General features: G+C 56.9%; 14 protein-coding genes and 3 tRNA genes. 8 read left to right on the forward strand and 9 right to left on the reverse strand.

Annotated features, from left to right (window positions below):
- Nucleotides 1–2: 2 nt before the first annotated feature.
- From amiB to nnr, 3 genes are read right to left on the reverse strand one after another with little or no spacing between them, the layout of a single operon-like run.
- Nucleotides 3–1,340, reverse strand: a complete 1,338-nt coding sequence (gene amiB / locus AC1VYI_RS22330; RefSeq protein WP_047743032.1) for an N-acetylmuramoyl-L-alanine amidase AmiB — start codon at nt 1,338–1,340, stop codon at nt 3–5.
- Between the two features lie 16 nt (nt 1,341–1,356).
- Nucleotides 1,357–1,818 carry a tRNA (adenosine(37)-N6)-threonylcarbamoyltransferase complex ATPase subunit type 1 TsaE gene (gene tsaE / locus AC1VYI_RS22335; RefSeq protein WP_013095283.1) on the reverse strand — a complete coding sequence of 154 codons (462 nt, stop codon included), beginning with the start codon at nt 1,816–1,818 and terminating at the stop codon, nt 1,357–1,359.
- Nucleotides 1,811–3,334: a bifunctional ADP-dependent NAD(P)H-hydrate dehydratase/NAD(P)H-hydrate epimerase gene (nnr, locus tag AC1VYI_RS22340; protein ID WP_134866869.1), complete on the reverse strand. Its 1,524-nt coding sequence runs from the start codon at nt 3,332–3,334 to the stop codon at nt 1,811–1,813. The genes tsaE and nnr overlap by 8 nt, the downstream gene beginning before the upstream one ends.
- On the opposite strand from nnr, the gene queG reads away from it, so the two are divergent.
- The gene (gene queG, locus AC1VYI_RS22345; RefSeq protein ID WP_045355631.1) at nt 3,333–4,472 is read left to right on the forward strand and encodes a tRNA epoxyqueuosine(34) reductase QueG; all 1,140 of its coding nucleotides are present in this window, start codon (nt 3,333–3,335) and stop codon (nt 4,470–4,472) included. The genes nnr and queG overlap by 2 nt on opposite strands.
- Before the next feature lie 270 nt (nt 4,473–4,742).
- Here the strand turns inward: queG and AC1VYI_RS22350 are convergent.
- The 4 genes from AC1VYI_RS22350 to orn form a co-directional block, all read right to left on the reverse strand.
- A tRNA-Gly gene (locus tag AC1VYI_RS22350) sits at nt 4,743–4,818 on the reverse strand.
- Nucleotides 4,819–4,854: 36 nt separating this feature from the next.
- Nucleotides 4,855–4,930 (reverse strand) — tRNA-Gly (locus AC1VYI_RS22355).
- A 36-nt stretch (nt 4,931–4,966) separates the two neighbouring features.
- Nucleotides 4,967–5,042 (reverse strand) — tRNA-Gly (locus AC1VYI_RS22360).
- A 196-nt stretch (nt 5,043–5,238) separates the two neighbouring features.
- The gene (gene orn, locus AC1VYI_RS22365; RefSeq protein WP_134866870.1) at nt 5,239–5,784 is read right to left on the reverse strand and encodes an oligoribonuclease; all 546 of its coding nucleotides are present in this window, start codon (nt 5,782–5,784) and stop codon (nt 5,239–5,241) included.
- A 107-nt stretch (nt 5,785–5,891) separates the two neighbouring features.
- Between orn and rsgA the strand changes: the two genes are divergently transcribed.
- The 3 genes from rsgA to mscM all read left to right on the forward strand — a co-directional run bounded on the left by rsgA (nt 5,892) and on the right by mscM (nt 11,353).
- Nucleotides 5,892–6,944 (forward strand): small ribosomal subunit biogenesis GTPase RsgA, encoded by a 1,053-nt coding sequence (gene rsgA / locus AC1VYI_RS22370; protein WP_023334242.1) that lies wholly within the window; start codon nt 5,892–5,894, stop codon nt 6,942–6,944.
- A gap of 97 nt (nt 6,945–7,041) precedes the next feature.
- Complete coding sequence (gene asd / locus AC1VYI_RS22375) at nt 7,042–8,010, forward strand: archaetidylserine decarboxylase (RefSeq protein ID WP_029739893.1); 969 nt, start codon at nt 7,042–7,044, stop codon at nt 8,008–8,010.
- A 19-nt stretch (nt 8,011–8,029) separates the two neighbouring features.
- Nucleotides 8,030–11,353, forward strand: a complete 3,324-nt coding sequence (gene mscM / locus AC1VYI_RS22380) for a miniconductance mechanosensitive channel MscM (RefSeq protein WP_023310127.1) — start codon at nt 8,030–8,032, stop codon at nt 11,351–11,353.
- A gap of 44 nt (nt 11,354–11,397) precedes the next feature.
- Here the strand turns inward: mscM and epmA are convergent, their stop codons facing one another.
- Nucleotides 11,398–12,375, reverse strand: a complete 978-nt coding sequence (gene epmA, locus AC1VYI_RS22385; protein ID WP_226483400.1) for an elongation factor P--(R)-beta-lysine ligase — start codon at nt 12,373–12,375, stop codon at nt 11,398–11,400.
- Nucleotides 12,376–12,685: 310 nt separating this feature from the next.
- Between epmA and frdA the strand changes: the two genes are divergently transcribed.
- From frdA to frdD, 4 genes are read left to right on the forward strand one after another with little or no spacing between them, the layout of a single operon-like run.
- On the forward strand, nt 12,686–14,476 hold the full coding sequence (gene frdA, locus AC1VYI_RS22390) for a fumarate reductase (quinol) flavoprotein subunit (protein ID WP_134866871.1): 1,791 nt from the start codon (nt 12,686–12,688) through the stop codon (nt 14,474–14,476).
- Nucleotides 14,469–15,203, forward strand: coding sequence for a succinate dehydrogenase/fumarate reductase iron-sulfur subunit (locus AC1VYI_RS22395; RefSeq protein ID WP_023310124.1), 735 nt, complete (start codon nt 14,469–14,471; stop codon nt 15,201–15,203). Before frdA ends, AC1VYI_RS22395 begins: the two co-directional genes overlap by 8 nt.
- A gap of 10 nt (nt 15,204–15,213) precedes the next feature.
- Complete coding sequence (frdC, locus tag AC1VYI_RS22400; RefSeq protein WP_023310123.1) at nt 15,214–15,609, forward strand: fumarate reductase subunit FrdC; 396 nt, start codon at nt 15,214–15,216, stop codon at nt 15,607–15,609.
- Nucleotides 15,610–15,619: 10 nt separating this feature from the next.
- Entirely contained in the window at nt 15,620–15,979 is a 360-nt protein-coding gene (frdD, locus tag AC1VYI_RS22405; protein WP_023310122.1) for a fumarate reductase subunit FrdD, read from the forward strand.
- Between the two features lie 29 nt (nt 15,980–16,008).
- Here the strand turns inward: frdD and ampR are convergent, their stop codons facing one another.
- Nucleotides 16,009–16,884 carry a LysR family transcriptional regulator AmpR gene (gene ampR / locus AC1VYI_RS22410; protein WP_134866872.1) on the reverse strand — a complete coding sequence of 292 codons (876 nt, stop codon included), beginning with the start codon at nt 16,882–16,884 and terminating at the stop codon, nt 16,009–16,011.
- Between the last annotated feature and the right edge of the window lie 52 nt (nt 16,885–16,936).

Consider the following 16,936-nt stretch of genomic DNA (forward strand, 5'->3'; position numbering starts at 1 on the left):
CCTTAGTTGGTCGCGGTCATCTCACCCGGCAGCGCTGCGCTGGCCGTCTGGGCAGAGCCGCTCTGTGGCGCAGACTGCAGAGGATGCGCCTCAAAATATTTGCGTAAACCGTTATAAATCGCTTCGGCAATTTGCTGCTGGTAACTGTCGCTTCCCAACAGACGCTCTTCACCGTTGTTACTGATAAAGCCCGTCTCCACAAGGATGGACGGGATATCTGGCGAGCGCAGAACGCCGAGGCTGGCATGTTCCGGACGGCGTTTATGCAGCACGCCAACGCTTTGCAGCTGGTTCAATACGTTAGTGGCGACATCATACCCGACGCGCTGAGAATGACCGAACTGTAAATCCAGCACCGCCTGGCTGAGGTATGGATCGGACTGGCTGTTCGCCAGCACGTCGCCCGCGCCGCCTAACAGTTCAGACTGCTTCTCATGCTCTTCCAGCCAGTTGGCCATTTCGCTGTTAGCGCGACGGTTCGACAGCACCCAAACCGAGGCGCCGGTCGCGCTACGATTCGGTGCGGCGTCCGCATGAATGGAGACCAGGAAGTTCGCGTTTTGCTTACGCGCAACGTCCGAGCGTCCCATTACGGAGATAAAGTAGTCCCCGTCGCGGGTCAACACGCCTTTAAACATAGGGTCGTCATTGAGCAGCGAACGCAGTTTACGCGCGATAGCGATAGTCACGTTTTTTTCTCGCGTGCCGCCAGGGCCAATCGCCCCCGGATCTTCCCCGCCGTGACCCGCATCAATGGCGATAATCACTTTGTCACCGCTGACCGTCGCGCGTCGCGCGCTGGCCGCCGGACGCGTCACCGTATTGCTGCTGGTTGCCGCGGTAATGCGATCGTTCTGCGATTTAAACGGATTACGTGCAGGTTCAGAAGGACGCGGCGTATACACCGGTTCTTCCACGCGCTTCGCTACGACCGGCGGCGGTGGAGGCGGCGGCGCGTCGGCATTGATGGTAAACACCACCGTATAGTTCGCCCCGTTTTGCTGCTTCACCGCCTTCGTTTTGCCCTTTTCGGTCAGATCAACCACCAGGCGTAACGACTGGCTATCCTGCGGCGTTCCCGAACGAATACTTTTCACAAGGTTGTTACCGCTGAACCGCAGCGGTAGCCCCTGGATCACGCCTGTTTGTTTGATATCCAGCGCCACGCTGTGGCTGTCTGGCTGTGAAAACGCATATTCAGGATCGCCCATAAAGCTGAACGTGATCCGGGCCTGGCTTTCGCCGTTTGATACCTGAATATCTGAGAGGTTTGCCGCCCCGGCCTGCGCGCACAGCAGCACGGTGGCAGCCAACAACCAACCTTTAACGCGATTTATCATCCCGTCATCCCTACGCTTAACCGGCCAGTCGCGCCAGTAAGGAACTGCCTGATGAGGAAACAGCACTGATGCGTGCCTCACGCCCTTGTGCCTGGTAATCTAAGTGAATTTCGACATCCGGGTCAGGCAGCACACCCGCACCTTGTTGCGGCCACTCCACCAGGCAAATGGCGTCGTTGGCAAAATAATCACGGATCCCCATAAATTCCAGCTCCTCAGGATCCGCAAGGCGGTATAAATCGAAGTGGTACACCATGAGATTTTCAAGGGTGTACGGTTCAACCAGCGTGTAGGTTGGGCTTTTCACATTCCCGTTATGCCCTAACGCCTGCAAAAAACCCCGGCTGAAGGTGGTTTTACCCGCACCTAAATCACCATACAGATAAATGACGGTTGCCCCCTGACAGGCCTGCGCCACGCGCTTGCCGAGTTCTAAAGTGGCTTGTTCATCAGGTAAAGGAATCGCTCGATTAGTCATTTTCTACGTCAATCACATCCGGGTTAACAACACGCCGCAGCGTGCAAAAAAGATCGGTGGCCAGCATGCCGCGTGTACCGTAACGCGCGGCCAGTTTATCCGCCGCGACACCGTGGGCCACGCAGCCCGCGCAGGCTGCATCATAAAGGGGAAGTTTCTGTCCAAGCAATGCGCCAATGATGCCGGAAAGCACATCGCCCATGCCGCCGCTTGCCATGCCCGCATTTCCGGCATCGATAATGCCCTGCGTCTCGTCACTGGCGACAACGGTTCCTGCCCCTTTCAAAACAGCAACACCTCCGTAACGTTTTACCAGACGCTGAGCAGAAAGTAAGCGATCGCTTTCGATTTCTGCCACGCTGCAGTTAAGCAGGCGCGCGGCTTCGCCAGGGTGTGGCGTCAGAATGCGATTGTGACGCTTATCGGGGTTTATTGCCAGAAGGTTAAGCGCGTCGGCATCCCACAGCATCGGTTTACGAAAATTCTCGACCTTTTGCAGGGCCTGTTTACCCCATGCCTGCTGTCCAAGCCCGGGGCCGATCGCCACCACGTCCGCCCATTCCAGGCTTTCTTCAAGCGACTGAGGCGTAAGCTCATGGACCATCAGCTCCGGTCGGGCCGTAACGATCGGCGCTATATTCTCAATGCGAGTGAGTACTCGCACTAATCCGGCACCGCAGCGCAGAGCCGCCTCGCCGGTCATGCGAATCGCACCTGCCGTACCACGATCGCCGCCAATAATCACCAGCCTGCCGTGATCGCCCTTATGGGACGTTGGTCGGCGCGGCGGGAGCCACGCTGCAAGCTGCGACGCATCAAAACGCGCGAGGTACGTTTCCTGCCCGGCCAGCCAGCTCTCCAGCCCCAGCGCATGGTGGTGCAAAACGCCAACGACGTCTCGTGCTTTACCGGTCAGTAGCCCCGGCTTGAGGGCGATGAAGGTTACCGTATGTGCAGCCTGAATGACCGCTCCCGGCGTCGCGCCGGTTTGTGCGATCAGGCCTGAGGGAATATCCAGGGCGACGACCGGCGCGGAGTGTCTGTTAGCGTGTTCAATCAGGGCGGCAATGTTCTCGCGAGGCGCACTGCGTAGCCCGGTACCCAGCAGACCGTCAACAATCAGATCCACCTCTTCCGGCCAGACGATATCAGGCGCATGAATCACACCGCCTGCGTTAAGCCACGCCTCCCGCGCCGCGCTGGCCTCTTCAGGCAGCGGTTTATCACTCTCCAGGGCCAGCAACGTCACGCGGATACCTGCCGCAACCGCGAGACGGGCGACGACGTAGCCGTCGCCGCCGTTATTGCCGTGACCGCACAGAATCAGCCAGCGGGCGGCCTGAGGGTACGCGCTGCGGGCAACATTAAACGCCGCCTCACCCGCGCGCAGCATCAGTTCATAAAGGGTAATCCCGAGGCTGTCTGCGGCCTCTTTTTCGGCGCGCCGGAGGTCATCCGCATGCCAGATGGAATGTGGTATACTTGCGGGGTTTTTCTTCACCGTATGGTCCGTCATGTCACAGCCCCTCGATCTCAATGAATTAGCGCAAAAAATAAAACAGTGGGGTGCTGAGCTTGGCTTCCAGAAGGTGGGTATTACCGATACCGACCTTTCCGCCAGCGAGCCAAAACTGCAGGCCTGGCTGGACAAACAATACCACGGCGAAATGGAGTGGATGGCGCGTCATGGCATGATGCGCGCCCGCCCTCACGAGCTTTTGCCGGGCACATTACGCGTCATCAGCGTGCGCATGAACTATCTGCCCGCCAACGCGGCCTTTGCGCGCACGCTAAAAAATCCCTCTCTGGGTTACGTCAGCCGGTACGCCCTGGGGCGTGATTACCATAAGCTCTTGCGTAACCGTTTAAAAAAACTTGGGGAAACTATTCAGCAGCACTGTGTTTCGCTGAATTTTAGACCCTTTGTCGATTCTGCGCCTATTCTTGAGCGCCCGATCGCCGAAAAAGCCGGGCTTGGCTGGACAGGTAAGCACTCACTTATCCTTAGCCGCGACGCCGGATCGTTCTTCTTCCTGGGTGAACTGCTGATTGATTTACCGCTGCCGGTAGACGGCCCGGTAGAGGAAGGCTGCGGCCGCTGCGTGGCCTGCATGACCATCTGCCCGACGGGTGCCATCGTCGAGCCTTACACCGTTGATGCGCGCCGCTGCATCTCCTACCTCACTATCGAACTGGAAGGAGCCATTCCAGAGGAATTTCGACCGCTTATCGGCAACCGCATCTACGGCTGCGACGACTGCCAGCTGATCTGCCCGTGGAACCGCTATTCGCAGCTCACGGACGAAGAGGATTTCAGCCCGCGTAAGGCGCTGCATGCGCCTCAGCTCGTTGAGCTGTTCGCCTGGACCGAAGCCTGGTTCCTGAAAGTGACGGAAGGTTCGGCCATTCGCCGTATCGGTCATCTGCGCTGGCTGCGTAATGTTGCCGTCGCGCTGGGTAATGCCCCGTGGGATGAAGCCAATATTCGGGCGCTTGAAAGCCGTAGAGGTGAGCACCCACTTCTTGATGAGCACATAGAATGGGCGGTTGCGCAGCAAATAGAGAAGCGTAATGCCTGCGCGATCGAGGTGCAGCTACCGAAGAAACAGCGTCTGGTGCGGGTGATTGAAAAAGGGCTTCCGCGGGATGCCTGAACTATTCACAGCCTGTGAATAAAATTACAAACTCAAGCGCCATCTGGGCTGGAGAAGAGGTCAAGTGATCTCAATAACATTTTGAAATGAAAATTTATTTACTAAATACAGCACGTTACAAAGATATTATTCACCCTGCTAAGCTTTAACCCTGTTACGGTTAAGCGTAGTTTCTGTGGATAACTCTGTTCACAATAGTATTTCAGAGACAATAGAAAACGTCCCCAACGACTCTTTTCGCTGTGGATATTTTAGAGATTAAGAAGAATTTGGAGCGGGAAACGAGACTCGAACTCGCGACCCCGACCTTGGCAAGGTCGTGCTCTACCAACTGAGCTATTCCCGCTTGGGTGGTCCGTGCTTTAGAAGCACTTTCAAATTTTGGAGCGGGAAACGAGACTCGAACTCGCGACCCCGACCTTGGCAAGGTCGTGCTCTACCAACTGAGCTATTCCCGCTTGGGTGGTCCGTGCTTTGGAAGCACTTTCAAATTTTGGAGCGGGAAACGAGACTCGAACTCGCGACCCCGACCTTGGCAAGGTCGTGCTCTACCAACTGAGCTATTCCCGCAAATCTGCACTGCTTTTGTTGCTGTCGTAACGTGTAATTCTCTGTCGTTACGGGAGGCGCATTATACGAGAAATCCTTTTAGCTGCAACCCCCCTTAAAGCGATTTTTTCGAAATTAAGTTCAAATGCTTAATTAATCGGCAAGCTGAACAATTTAACGACAAAAACCCGGCCACGCAAGGCGCCGGATCGCAAAATCACAGCTTAATAAAGTTTTCGCGGTAGTAGGAAAGCTCCGCCACGGACTCACGAATATCGTCCATCGCCTGGTGACTCCCCTGCTTTTTAAAGCCATCGAGGATTTCAGGCTTCCAGCGACGCGCCAGCTCTTTCAGGGTGCTGACATCCAGATAGCGGTAGTGGAAATATGACTCCAGCTCCGGCATGTACTTAAACAGGAAACGGCGATCCTGGCCGATGCTATTCCCACAGATAGGCGATTTGCCTGCCGGAACCCACTGTTTCAGGAACTCAAGCGTCGCCAGCTCCGCCTCGCGATCGCCGAACGTGCTCGCCTTCACGCGCTCCACCAGGCCACTGCCGGTGTGGGTGCGCACGTTCCATTCATCCATCAAAGCCAGCTGGTCGTCGGACTGGTGCACCGCAATCGTTGGCCCTTCAGCCAGGATATTCAGGTTAGCGTCCGTCACCAGCGTTGCAATTTCAATGATGCGATCGCGCTCGGGATCCAGCCCGGTCATTTCGAGATCGATCCAAATCAGGTTGTTTTCATCCGCGCTCATGTTATTTTCCACCCTTCTCGCATAACCGGCAGTAGCAGGTTAACTAGTATTAATTAGAGTGTATCATAGAGGTTTTGCCCCTTACGGGCGACCAGGAGCCAGCGCGATTGAGTAAAAATAAACTCTCCAAAGGGCAGCAGCGCCGCGTAAACGCCAACCACCAGCGCCGTCTTAAAACCACTTCGGAGAAGCCGGATTATGACGACAACCTGTTTGGTGAAGCGACAGAAGGCGTAGTCATCAGCCGTTTCGGTATGCATGCCGATGTCGAATCCGCCGACGGGGATATCCACCGTTGTAATATCCGTCGCACCATCCGTTCACTGGTTACCGGCGATCGCGTGGTCTGGCGACCGGGTAAAGAGGCGGCGGAAGGCGTTACGGTAAAAGGTATCGTTGAAGCGGTTCATGAGCGCACGTCCGTTTTAACCCGCCCCGATTTCTACGACGGGGTCAAACCCATTGCCGCCAACATTAACCAGATCGTCATTGTTTCGGCGATTTTACCTGAGCTTTCTCTCAACATTATCGACCGATACCTCGTCGCCTGCGAAACGCTGCAGGTTGAACCGATTATCGTGTTGAACAAAATCGATCTGCTGGATGACGACGGCATGGCCTTCGTGAATGAGCAGATGGATATCTACCGCAAGATTGGTTACCGCGTGCTGATGGTCTCCAGCCACACCAAAGATGGCCTTAAACCGCTGGAAGAGGCGCTGACCGACCGTATCAGCATCTTTGCGGGCCAGTCCGGCGTGGGTAAATCGAGCCTGCTGAACAACCTGCTTGGCCTCCAGCAAGAGATCCTGACCAACGATGTGTCCAACGTCTCTGGCCTGGGCCAGCACACCACCACCGCCTCGCGTCTGTATCATTTCCCGCACGGCGGCGACGTGATCGACTCCCCGGGCGTGCGTGAGTTCGGTTTGTGGCACCTTGAGCCGGAACAAATCTTTAACGGATTTGTCGAATTCCATGATTATTTAGGCGCTTGTAAATACCGCGACTGTAAACACGATAACGACCCTGGCTGCGCTATCCGTGAAGCGGTTGAGAAAGGCGAGATCGCGGAAACCCGCTTCGAGAATTACCACCGTATTCTTGAGAGCATGGAAGACGTAAAAACGCGTAAAAACTTTTCTGATTCTGATAACTGACAACTAAGCTAAGCATCGCTAAAATCGTCCCCTTTTTTCAGGTTCCGGCGGCTTAACGCCGGATCAGGAACGACAAAACAATGGCCTGGAGGCTACCTTGTTAAACGCATTTAAACTTTCGCTTCAATACATTCTGCCAAAACTGTGGCTCACTCGCCTGGCGGGCTGGGGCGCAAGCAAACGCGCGGGCTGGCTGACCAAACTGGTCATCGACCTTTTCGTAAAATATTACAAGGTCGATATGAAAGAGGCGCAAAAGCCGGATACCGCCAGCTACCGCACCTTCAACGAGTTCTTCGTACGCCCATTGCGTGACGAAGTGCGCCCGCTGAACACCGATCCTAACGTCCTGGTGATGCCTGCAGACGGCGTGATCAGCCAGTTGGGTAACATCGAAGACGACAAAATCCTGCAGGCGAAGGGCCATAACTACAGTCTGGAAGCGCTGCTGGCGGGTAACTACCTGATGGCGGATCTGTTCCGTAACGGTACGTTTGCCACCACCTATCTGTCACCGCGCGACTACCATCGCGTGCATATGCCGTGTAACGGTATCCTGCGTGAAATGATTTACGTCCCGGGCGACCTGTTCTCCGTAAACCACCTGACCGCGCAGAACGTACCGAACCTGTTTGCCCGTAACGAGCGCGTCATCTGTCTGTTCGATACTGAATTTGGCCCTATGGCGCAGATTCTGGTCGGTGCGACCATCGTAGGCAGCATCGAAACCGTCTGGGCCGGCACCATCACCCCACCGCGCGAAGGCGTGATCAAACGCTGGACCTGGCCTGCCGGTGAAGCGGAAGGCTCGGTGGCCCTGCTGAAAGGTCAGGAGATGGGTCGCTTCAAGCTGGGCTCTACCGTAATCAACCTGTTTGCGCCGGGCAAAGTGAAGCTGGCTGAACAGCTCGAAAGCCTGTCGGTCACCAAACTGGGCCAGCCGCTGGCGGTCTCTACTGAAACCTTCGTGACGCCGGATGCAGAACCTGCTCCTCTGTCACAGGAAGAGATTAACGCCGAGCACGACGCCAGCCCGCTGGTTGACGACAAAAAAGACGAAGGCTAACAACAGAAGGATCGCTGACGTGCGCCCGATTATCGTTCTACTGATGGCCTGGTGCCTCAGCATGGGGGCGTACGCAGCGACAGCCCCCGACGCCAAACAGATAACCCAGGAACTGGAGCAGGCAAAAGCGGCCAAACCCGCTCAGCCAGAGACCGTCGAGTCGCTCCAGTCTGCCCTGAATGCGCTTGAAGAGCGGAAAGGCTCTCTTGAGCGCGCTCAGCAGTATCAGCAGGTTATCGACAACTTCCCCAAACTCTCGCAGACGCTGCGCGCGCAGCTCAATAATCTGCGTGACGAACCGCGCGACGTGCCCGCAGGCATGACCTCGGACGCTCTGAACCAGGAGATCCTGCAGGTCAGCAGCCAGCTTCTGGAAAAGAGCCGCCTTGCCCAGCAGGAGCAGGAGCGAGCGCGTGAAATCGCCGACTCCCTCAGCCAGCTTCCGCAACAGCAAACCGATGCCCGCCGCCAGCTTAATGAAGTTGAGCGTCGCGTGGGTACGCAAAGCGGCAATACGCCACAGGCTCAGGCCCAAAATCTGGGCCTGCAGGCAGAATCGGCTCGCCTGAAGGCCCTTGTCGATGAGCTGGAGCTGGCGCAGCTTTCCGCCAATAACCGCCAGGAACTGTCGCGGATGCGCTCTGAACTCGCTCAGAAGCAGAGCGAGCAGCTGGATGCGTATCTCCAGGCCCTGCGCAATCAGCTTAACAGCCAGCGTCAGCGCGAAGCCGAGCGTGCCCTTGAAAGCACTGAACTGCTGGCGGAAAACAGCGAAAACCTGCCTGCCGGTATCAACGAACAATTCAGGGTCAACCGCGAGCTTTCTGCCGCGCTGAATCAGCAGGCGCAGCGCATGGATCTGGTTGCATCCCAGCAGCGTCAGGCGACCAATCAAACCCTTCAGGTTCGCCAGGCGCTCAACACCCTGCGCGAGCAGTCCCAGTGGCTCGGATCATCAAACCTGCTGGGCGAAGCGTTACGCGCCCAGGTCGCGCGCCTGCCGGAAATGCCGAAGCCGCAGCAGCTGGATACCGAGATGGCCCAGCTGCGCGTTCAGCGACTGCACTTTGAAGATCTTCTCAATAAACAGCCGCAAATCCGCCAGATCCGTCAGGCTGACGGCCAGCCCCTGACCAGCGAGCAAAACCGCATTCTGGAAGCCCAGCTGCGTACCCAGCGTGAACTGCTGAACTCTCTGCTCCAGGGCGGAGATACGCTGATTCTGGAGCTGACCAAGCTAAAAGTCTCCAACAGCCAGCTGGAAGATGCGCTGAAAGAGGTGAACGAGGCGACGCACCGTTATCTCTTCTGGACCTCCGACGTGCGTCCGATGACCTTCTCTTGGCCGATTGAGATTGTCCAGGACCTGCGCCGCCTGATTTCGCTGGACACCGTCAGCCAGCTGGGACAGGCCAGCGTGATGATGTTTACCAGCAAAGAGACCATTTTCCCGCTGCTCGGGGCGTTGATTCTGGTGGGCTTCAGCATTTACTCGCGCAGACATTTCACCCGCTTCCTGGAGCGTTCCAGCTCCAGGGTCGGGAAAGTCACCCAGGATCACTTCTGGCTGACGTTGCGCACCGTATTCTGGTCGATTCTTGTCGCCTCCCCGCTGCCGGTGCTGTGGATGACGCTGGGGTATGGCCTGCGGGAAGCCTGGCCCTATCCGCTCGCGGTCGCGATTGGCGATGGCGTCACCGCCACGGTGCCGCTGCTGTGGGTGGTCATGATTTGCGCCACCTTCGCGCGCCCCAATGGCCTGTTTATCACCCACTTTGGCTGGCCGCGTAATCGCGTCGCGCGCGCCATGCGTTACTACCTGATGAGCATCGGGCTGATTGTGCCGCTGATTATGGCGCTGATCATGTTTGATAATCTCAATGACCGGGAGTTCTCAGGCTCGCTGGGGCGCCTCTGCTTCATGCTGATTTGTGGGGCGCTGGCCATCGTTACGCTCAGCCTGAAACGCGCTGGCATTCCGCTCTATCTGGATAAATCCGGCAGCGGCGACAACATGTTCAACCGGCTGCTCTGGAACCTGCTGCTTAGCGCACCGTTGGTTGCGATGCTGGCAGCCGCAGTAGGTTATCTGGCGACCTCGAAGGCGCTGCTGGCGCGACTGGAAACCTCGGTGGCCATCTGGTTCCTGCTTCTGGTGGTGTACCACGTGATCCGCCGCTGGATGTTGATCCAGCGGCGGCGTCTGGCGTTTGACCGTGCCAAGCATCGCCGGGCAGAGATTCTTGCCCAGCGTGCGCGGGGAGAGGAAGAGCCAAACCATGTCAACAGTACGGAAGGCACAACCGAAGCGGACGAGGTCGAACTGGATCTGGATGCCATCAGTACCCAGTCCCTGCGCCTGGTTCGTTCCATACTGATGCTGATTGCCCTCCTCTCGGTCATCTTCCTGTGGTCCGAGATCCACTCCGCATTTGGCTTCCTGGAGAACATCTCTCTCTGGGACGTGACGTCCACGGTGCAGGGCGTTGAAAGCCTGGAGCCGATTACCTTAGGGGCGGTGCTGATTGCCATACTGGTGTTGATTATCACCACGCAGCTGGTGCGCAACTTCCCTGCCCTGCTGGAGCTGGCGCTGCTGCAGCATCTGGATTTAACCCCGGGGACGGGATATGCGATTACGACCATAACTAAATATCTGATCATGCTGTTTGGCGGGCTGGTTGGCTTCTCGATGATCGGTATTGAATGGTCGAAGCTGCAGTGGCTGGTGGCGGCACTCGGTGTCGGGTTAGGTTTTGGCTTACAGGAGATCTTCGCCAACTTCATCTCTGGCCTGATCATTCTGTTCGAAAAACCGATCCGCATTGGCGATACCGTCACGATCCGCGATCTGACCGGCAGCATCACGAAGATCAATACCCGTGCGACGACGATCAGCGACTGGGATCGGAAAGAGATCATCGTGCCAAACAAGGCGTTTATCACCGAGCAGTTCATCAACTGGTCGCTGTCAGACTCCGTTACCCGCGTGGTGCTGACGGTACCGGCGCCGTCGGACGCCAACAGCGAAGAGGTCACCCAGATCCTCTACACCGCCGCTGAGCGCTGCTCGCTGGTGATCGACAACCCGGCGCCGGAAGTATTCCTTGTGGATCTACAGCAGGGGATCCAGATTTTCGAGCTGCGTATCTACGCCGCCGAAATGGGACACCGTATGCCGCTGCGCCATGAGATTCACCAGCTGATTCTGGCGGGCTTCCGCGAGCACGGTATTGATATGCCGTTCCCACCGTTCCAGATGCGCCTGGAAAGCCTGGACGGGCGTAAAACGGGAAGAACGCTGACGTCAGCGGCGCGTACGCGTCCGGCGGGAAGTTTGTAAGGTAAGCGGTGCAACCCTCTCCAACGGGAGAGGGTTAACTGTCGTCAGGCGCGATCTACGGTAAACGCAATCACATCGCCAAGCTGCTCTGTGCCCAGGGCCAGCATCACCAGACGGTCAACACCCAGCGCCACGCCGGAGCAATCCGGCAGACCTGCTTTTAATGCTTCAAGCAAATTCACATCAATAGGCTGCTGCGGCAGACCGCGCGCGGCGCGCTTGCGGTTATCCTGCTCGAAGCGCTGCTGCTGCTCGCGGGCATCCGTCAGTTCGTGGAAGCCGTTTGCCAGCTCGATGCCTTTGTAATAGACCTCAAAACGCTCTGCGACACGATGATCTTCGGTACTGATCTGCGCCAGCGACGCCTGGCTTGCCGGGAAGTGATAGACAAAGGTCGGACGATCCTTGCCAATCTGTGGTTCTACGCCGAAGGTGAACAGCAGCTGCAGCAGCGTGTCGCGATCCTCTTCGGTATCCGCCACGTTGCTGAGATCCAGTTTTGCCGCCACTTCGCGCAGCTGGGTTTTGTCCGCCGATAGCGGATCGATTTCCAGATGGCGCTGGAAAGCCTGCTGATAGGAGAGCGTTTCGGCTTCCGAGCATTCCAGAACCTGCTGCAGCAGATCGTCCACCTCATTCATCAGGCGGTACATATCATAATGCGGGCGGTACCACTCCAGCATGGTGAATTCCGGGTTGTGGTGACGCCCCATCTCTTCATTACGGAAGCTGCGGCACAGCTGATACACCGGACCACATCCCGCCGCCAGCAGGCGTTTCATGTGGTATTCCGGGCTGGTCATCAGATACAAATTCATGCCCTGAGAGTGGCCGGGGCCAACAAAACGGGTTTCAAACGGCACCAGATGAATATCCGTTACCGTTGCCTGACTCATGCACGGCGTTTCCACCTCCAGGACTCCGCGGTCGGCAAAGAAACGGCGGATCTCCGCCATAATTGCAGCGCGTTTTAACAGATTAGGGATGGATGCGCTCGGCTGCCAGGTGGCCGTTTCGCTCATGAGTTGTTCTCCGATTTCAGACAAGGGCACGAAGTCTACTCGTTAGCAGGGGCAGAGACAAATTTTGCGCAGTAAAAAAGCGCATTTCATTTAGGTGAACTTTTTCGTGACGTATTTCATCAATCTTCATGATAAATCGCCGTACAGAACAGCAAAAAAATCGAACACGTCAAATTTCCCTGACATCTACACGGTTATACTGTTTTACCCATAAAGGAGCAGTGGAAACGCTTTCGCAATCGTCCTTTTGGACGGGTGAACTACCTTTAGTTTGTCGCGTTGCGAAATAACAAAAATCTGGAGGAATGTCGTGCAAACTTTTCAAGCCGATCTTGCCGTAATAGGCGCTGGCGGGGCTGGATTACGTGCTGCGATTGCTGCAGCACAAGCTAATCCCAACGCTAAAATCGCATTGATTTCAAAAGTCTATCCAATGCGTAGTCACACAGTGGCAGCAGAAGGAGGGTCCGCCGCCGTTGCGCAGGATCATGACAGCTTTGAATACCATTTCCACGACACGGTTGCAGGGGGCGACTGGCTTTGCGAACAGGATGTCGTTGACTACTTTGTGCACCATTGTCCCACGGAAATGACCCAGCTTGAACAGTGGGGATGTCCGTGGAGCCGCCGTCCGGACGGCAGCGTCAACGTTCGCCGCTTTGGCGGTATGAAGATTGAACGCACCTGGTTCGCCGCCGATAAAACCGGCTTCCACATGCTGCACACCCTGTTCCAGACCTCCCTCCAGTTCCCACAAATTCAGCGCTTCGATGAACATTTCGTCCTCGACATTCTGGTTGATGACGGGCAGGCGCGTGGCCTGGTGGCGATGAACATGATGGAAGGCACGCTCGTCCAGATCCGCGCCAACGCCGTAGTGATGGCGACGGGCGGTGCGGGTCGCGTTTATCGCTACAACACCAACGGCGGCATCGTCACCGGTGACGGCATGGGCATGGCGCTCGGCCACGGCGTACCGCTGCGGGATATGGAGTTCGTGCAGTATCACCCAACCGGTCTGCCGGGCTCCGGCATTCTGATGACGGAAGGCTGCCGCGGTGAAGGCGGTATTCTGGTCAATAAAAACGGCTATCGCTATCTGCAGGATTACGGCATGGGCCCGGAAACCCCGCTCGGCGAGCCGAAGAACAAATACATGGAACTCGGCCCGCGCGACAAAGTCTCTCAGGCCTTCTGGCACGAGTGGCGCAAAGGCAACACCATCTCCACGCCGCGCGGCGATGTGGTCTATCTCGACCTGCGTCACCTTGGCGAGAAGAAACTGCTGGAACGTCTGCCGTTCATCTGCGAGCTGGCGAAAGCCTACGTCGGCGTCGACCCGGTGAAAGAGCCGATTCCGGTGCGTCCAACCGCGCACTACACCATGGGCGGGATCGAAACCGACCAGCAGTGCGAAACCCGAATTAAAGGCCTGTTCGCCGTCGGCGAGTGTTCCTCCGTGGGTCTGCACGGCGCCAACCGTCTCGGGTCTAACTCGCTGGCAGAGCTGGTCGTCTTTGGCCGCATGGCGGGCGAGCGCGCGATGGAGCGGGCGGCTACAGCAGGCGAAGCCAACGGTGCCGCGCTGGATGCGCAGGTCGCCGACGTTGAAAAACGCCTGAAAGACCTGGTGAACCAGGAGGGTAACGAGAACTGGTCTAAGATCCGCGACGAGATGGGCCTGTCGATGGAAGAAGGCTGCGGTATTTATCGTACGCCAGAGCTAATGCAAAAAACCGTCGACAAGCTGGCGGAACTGCAGGAGCGCTTCAAGCACGTGCGCATCACCGATACCTCCAGCGTATTCAACACCGACCTGCTCTACACCATCGAGCTGGGCCACGGCCTGAACGTCGCGGAATGTATGGCGCACTCTGCGCTGGCGCGTAAAGAGTCGCGTGGGGCCCACCAGCGTCTGGACGAAGGCTGTACCGAACGTGACGACGTCAATTTCCTGAAACACACTCTCGCCTGGCGCGATGCAGATGGCACCACACGTCTGGACTACAGCGACGTGAAAATCACCACGCTGCCGCCGGCTAAACGCGTGTACGGTGCAGAAGCAGAAGCCGCCGAGAAGAAGGAGAAGGCGAATGGCTGAGATGCAAAAAATGAAAGTTGAAGTGGTGCGCTACAATCCGGAAGTGGACGCCGCACCGCACAGCGCTTTCTATGAAGTCCCTTATGACGAGCAAACCTCCCTGCTGGATGCGCTCGGCTATATCAAAGACAACCTGGCGCCAGACCTGAGCTACCGCTGGTCCTGCCGCATGGCAATCTGCGGCTCCTGCGGCATGATGGTCAACAAGGTGCCGAAGCTGGCCTGTAAGACCTTCCTGCGCGAGTACACCAAAGGCATTAAGGTCGAAGCGCTGGGCAACTTCCCGATTGAACGCGATCTGGTGGTCGATATGACCCACTTTATCGAAAGCCTGGAAGCCATTAAGCCGTACATCATCGGTAATCCGCGCACGCCGGATCAGGGGCCGAATACCCAGACGCCGGCGCAGATGGCGAAATACCATCAGTTCTCCGGCTGCATCAACTGCGGCCTGTGCTACGCCGCCTGTCCACAGTTTGGCCTGAACAAGGAGTTCATCGGCCCGGCCGCCATTACCCTGGCGCACCGCTATAACGAAGACAGCCGCGACCACGGTAAAAAAGAACGTATGGCGCAGCTTAACAGCCAGAACGGCGTCTGGAGCTGTACCTTTGTGGGTTATTGCTCCGAAGTTTGTCCGAAGCACGTCGACCCGGCCGCCGCAATTCAACAGGGTAAAGTGGAAAGCTCGAAAGACTTTCTTATCGCTACCCTGAAACCACGCTAAGGAGTGCATGATGACGACTAAACGCAAAGCCTATGTGCGGCCTGTGCCGTCCACCTGGTGGAAAAACCTGCCGTTTTATCGCTTCTACATGCTGCGTGAAGGCACGGCGGTACCGGCGGTCTGGTTCAGCCTTGAGCTGATGTACGGCGTTTTTGCCCTCAAGCATGGCCCGGAAGCCTGGGCCAGCTTTGTCGGTTTCCTGCAAAACCCGATCGTTGTTGTTCTGAACCTGATCGTGCTCGCGGCCGCGCTGCTTCACACCAAAACCTGGTTTGAGCTGGCGCCAAAAGCGGCGAACATCATCGTAAAAGACGAGAAAATGGGGCCAGAGCCGGTGATTAAAGGGCTCTGGGCAGTGACGATTTTGGTCACTGTGGTCATTCTGTTTGTCGCATTGTTCTGGTAAGGAGACACCTGTGATCAATCCAAATCCAAAACGTTCTGACGAGCCGGTCTTCTGGGGCCTGTTTGGCGCAGGCGGCATGTGGAGTGCCATCATCGCCCCCGTCATCATTCTGCTGGTCGGCATTATGCTGCCGCTGGGGCTGTTCCCGGGCGATGCGCTGAGCTACGAACGCGTACTGGCGTTCGCGAGCAGCTTTATCGGCCGCGCGTTCATCTTCCTGATGATCGTCCTGCCGCTGTGGTGTGGCCTGCACCGTATTCACCATGCGATGCATGACCTGAAAATTCATGTACCGAGCGGGAAATGGGTGTTCTACGGTCTGGCGACCATCCTGACCGTGGTGACGCTGATTGCCGTGGTCACCATCTGACGCTTCTGGCCCGCCATCCGGCGGGCCTTTTATTTCTGCATCTTCCCCACCAGCCACTGGGCAAATTCGCGCATTGCGGGCGTTTCTGACCGTGACTGTAGCCTTGTCAGCCAGTAGCTGCCGAGATCAATCTGCGTTGCAAACGGCTGCACGATGCGCTCGCTGCTGAGTAAATGGGTAAACATGTCGACAGGCGCAATGGCAATCCCTACGCCTGCCTGCGCGGCTTCCAGCATGGTCACGGACGAATCAAACACCATCACCCGGTGCGTCGGCGAGGGAGAGTGTTCGCCCGCTGCCTGCATCCACGCAGCCCACTCGTCGCGCCGGTAGGAGCGCAGCAGGGTAAACTTCAGGATATCTGCCGGGCTTTTGAGAACTGAGGCAATCTCGGGTGTACAGAGCGGAGACAGCGGCGCAGGGCAAAGGAATTCAGCATCGGTTCCATGCCACGCGCCGCCACCGTAGCGAATAGTGTAATCAAGCCCTTCGGCCGCTGGATCGACGCGATTGTTATGGGTGGAAAGCTGAAGATCAATATGCGGATAGCAGCGGCGAAAGTCCGCGAGCAGCGAGAATAAAACACCCGTGGCAAAAGTCCCTACCACACCTATTTTGAGCTTCTCCTTAGCGCGCTGGCTGGCAAAACGATCCAGCATTCCGGCGATGCGATCGAACGAGTCATTCAGCACCGGCAGCAAATTCTCGCCTTCGGTGGTCAGCATCAGCCCTCGCGAAACGCGGACAAACAGCTGGCAATTAAGGTGCTGTTCCAGCGCCTTGACGTGCTGGCTAATCGCGGAATGGGTGACATTCAGCTCGATAGCGGCATGAGTAAAACTGAGATGCCTGGCGGCTGCTTCAAACGCCCGCAGGGAATTAAGAGGGAGATAGCTGCGCGTCATGGTCTCGTCCGTTAGAAAAATTAACAGCTAATGCTAAATTTAACCGTTTGTC

It is taken from the genome of Enterobacter sp. QK-SA4 (assembly GCF_056856775.1).

Coding starts and splice junctions, on each gene's coding strand:
- amiB (WP_047743032.1), bottom strand. CDS start 1,340: ATGATAAATCGCGTTAAAGGTTGGTTGTTGGCTGCCACCGTGCTGCTG.
- tsaE (WP_013095283.1), bottom strand. CDS start 1,818: ATGACTAATCGAGCGATTCCTTTACCTGATGAACAAGCCACTTTAGAA.
- queG (WP_045355631.1), top strand. CDS start 3,333: ATGTCACAGCCCCTCGATCTCAATGAATTAGCGCAAAAAATAAAACAG.
- nnr (WP_134866869.1), bottom strand. CDS start 3,334: ATGACGGACCATACGGTGAAGAAAAACCCCGCAAGTATACCACATTCC.
- orn (WP_134866870.1), bottom strand. CDS start 5,784: ATGAGCGCGGATGAAAACAACCTGATTTGGATCGATCTCGAAATGACC.
- epmA (WP_226483400.1), bottom strand. CDS start 12,375: ATGAGCGAAACGGCCACCTGGCAGCCGAGCGCATCCATCCCTAATCTG.
- AC1VYI_RS22395 (WP_023310124.1), top strand. CDS start 14,469: ATGGCTGAGATGCAAAAAATGAAAGTTGAAGTGGTGCGCTACAATCCG.
- frdC (WP_023310123.1), top strand. CDS start 15,214: ATGACGACTAAACGCAAAGCCTATGTGCGGCCTGTGCCGTCCACCTGG.
- ampR (WP_134866872.1), bottom strand. CDS start 16,884: ATGACGCGCAGCTATCTCCCTCTTAATTCCCTGCGGGCGTTTGAAGCA.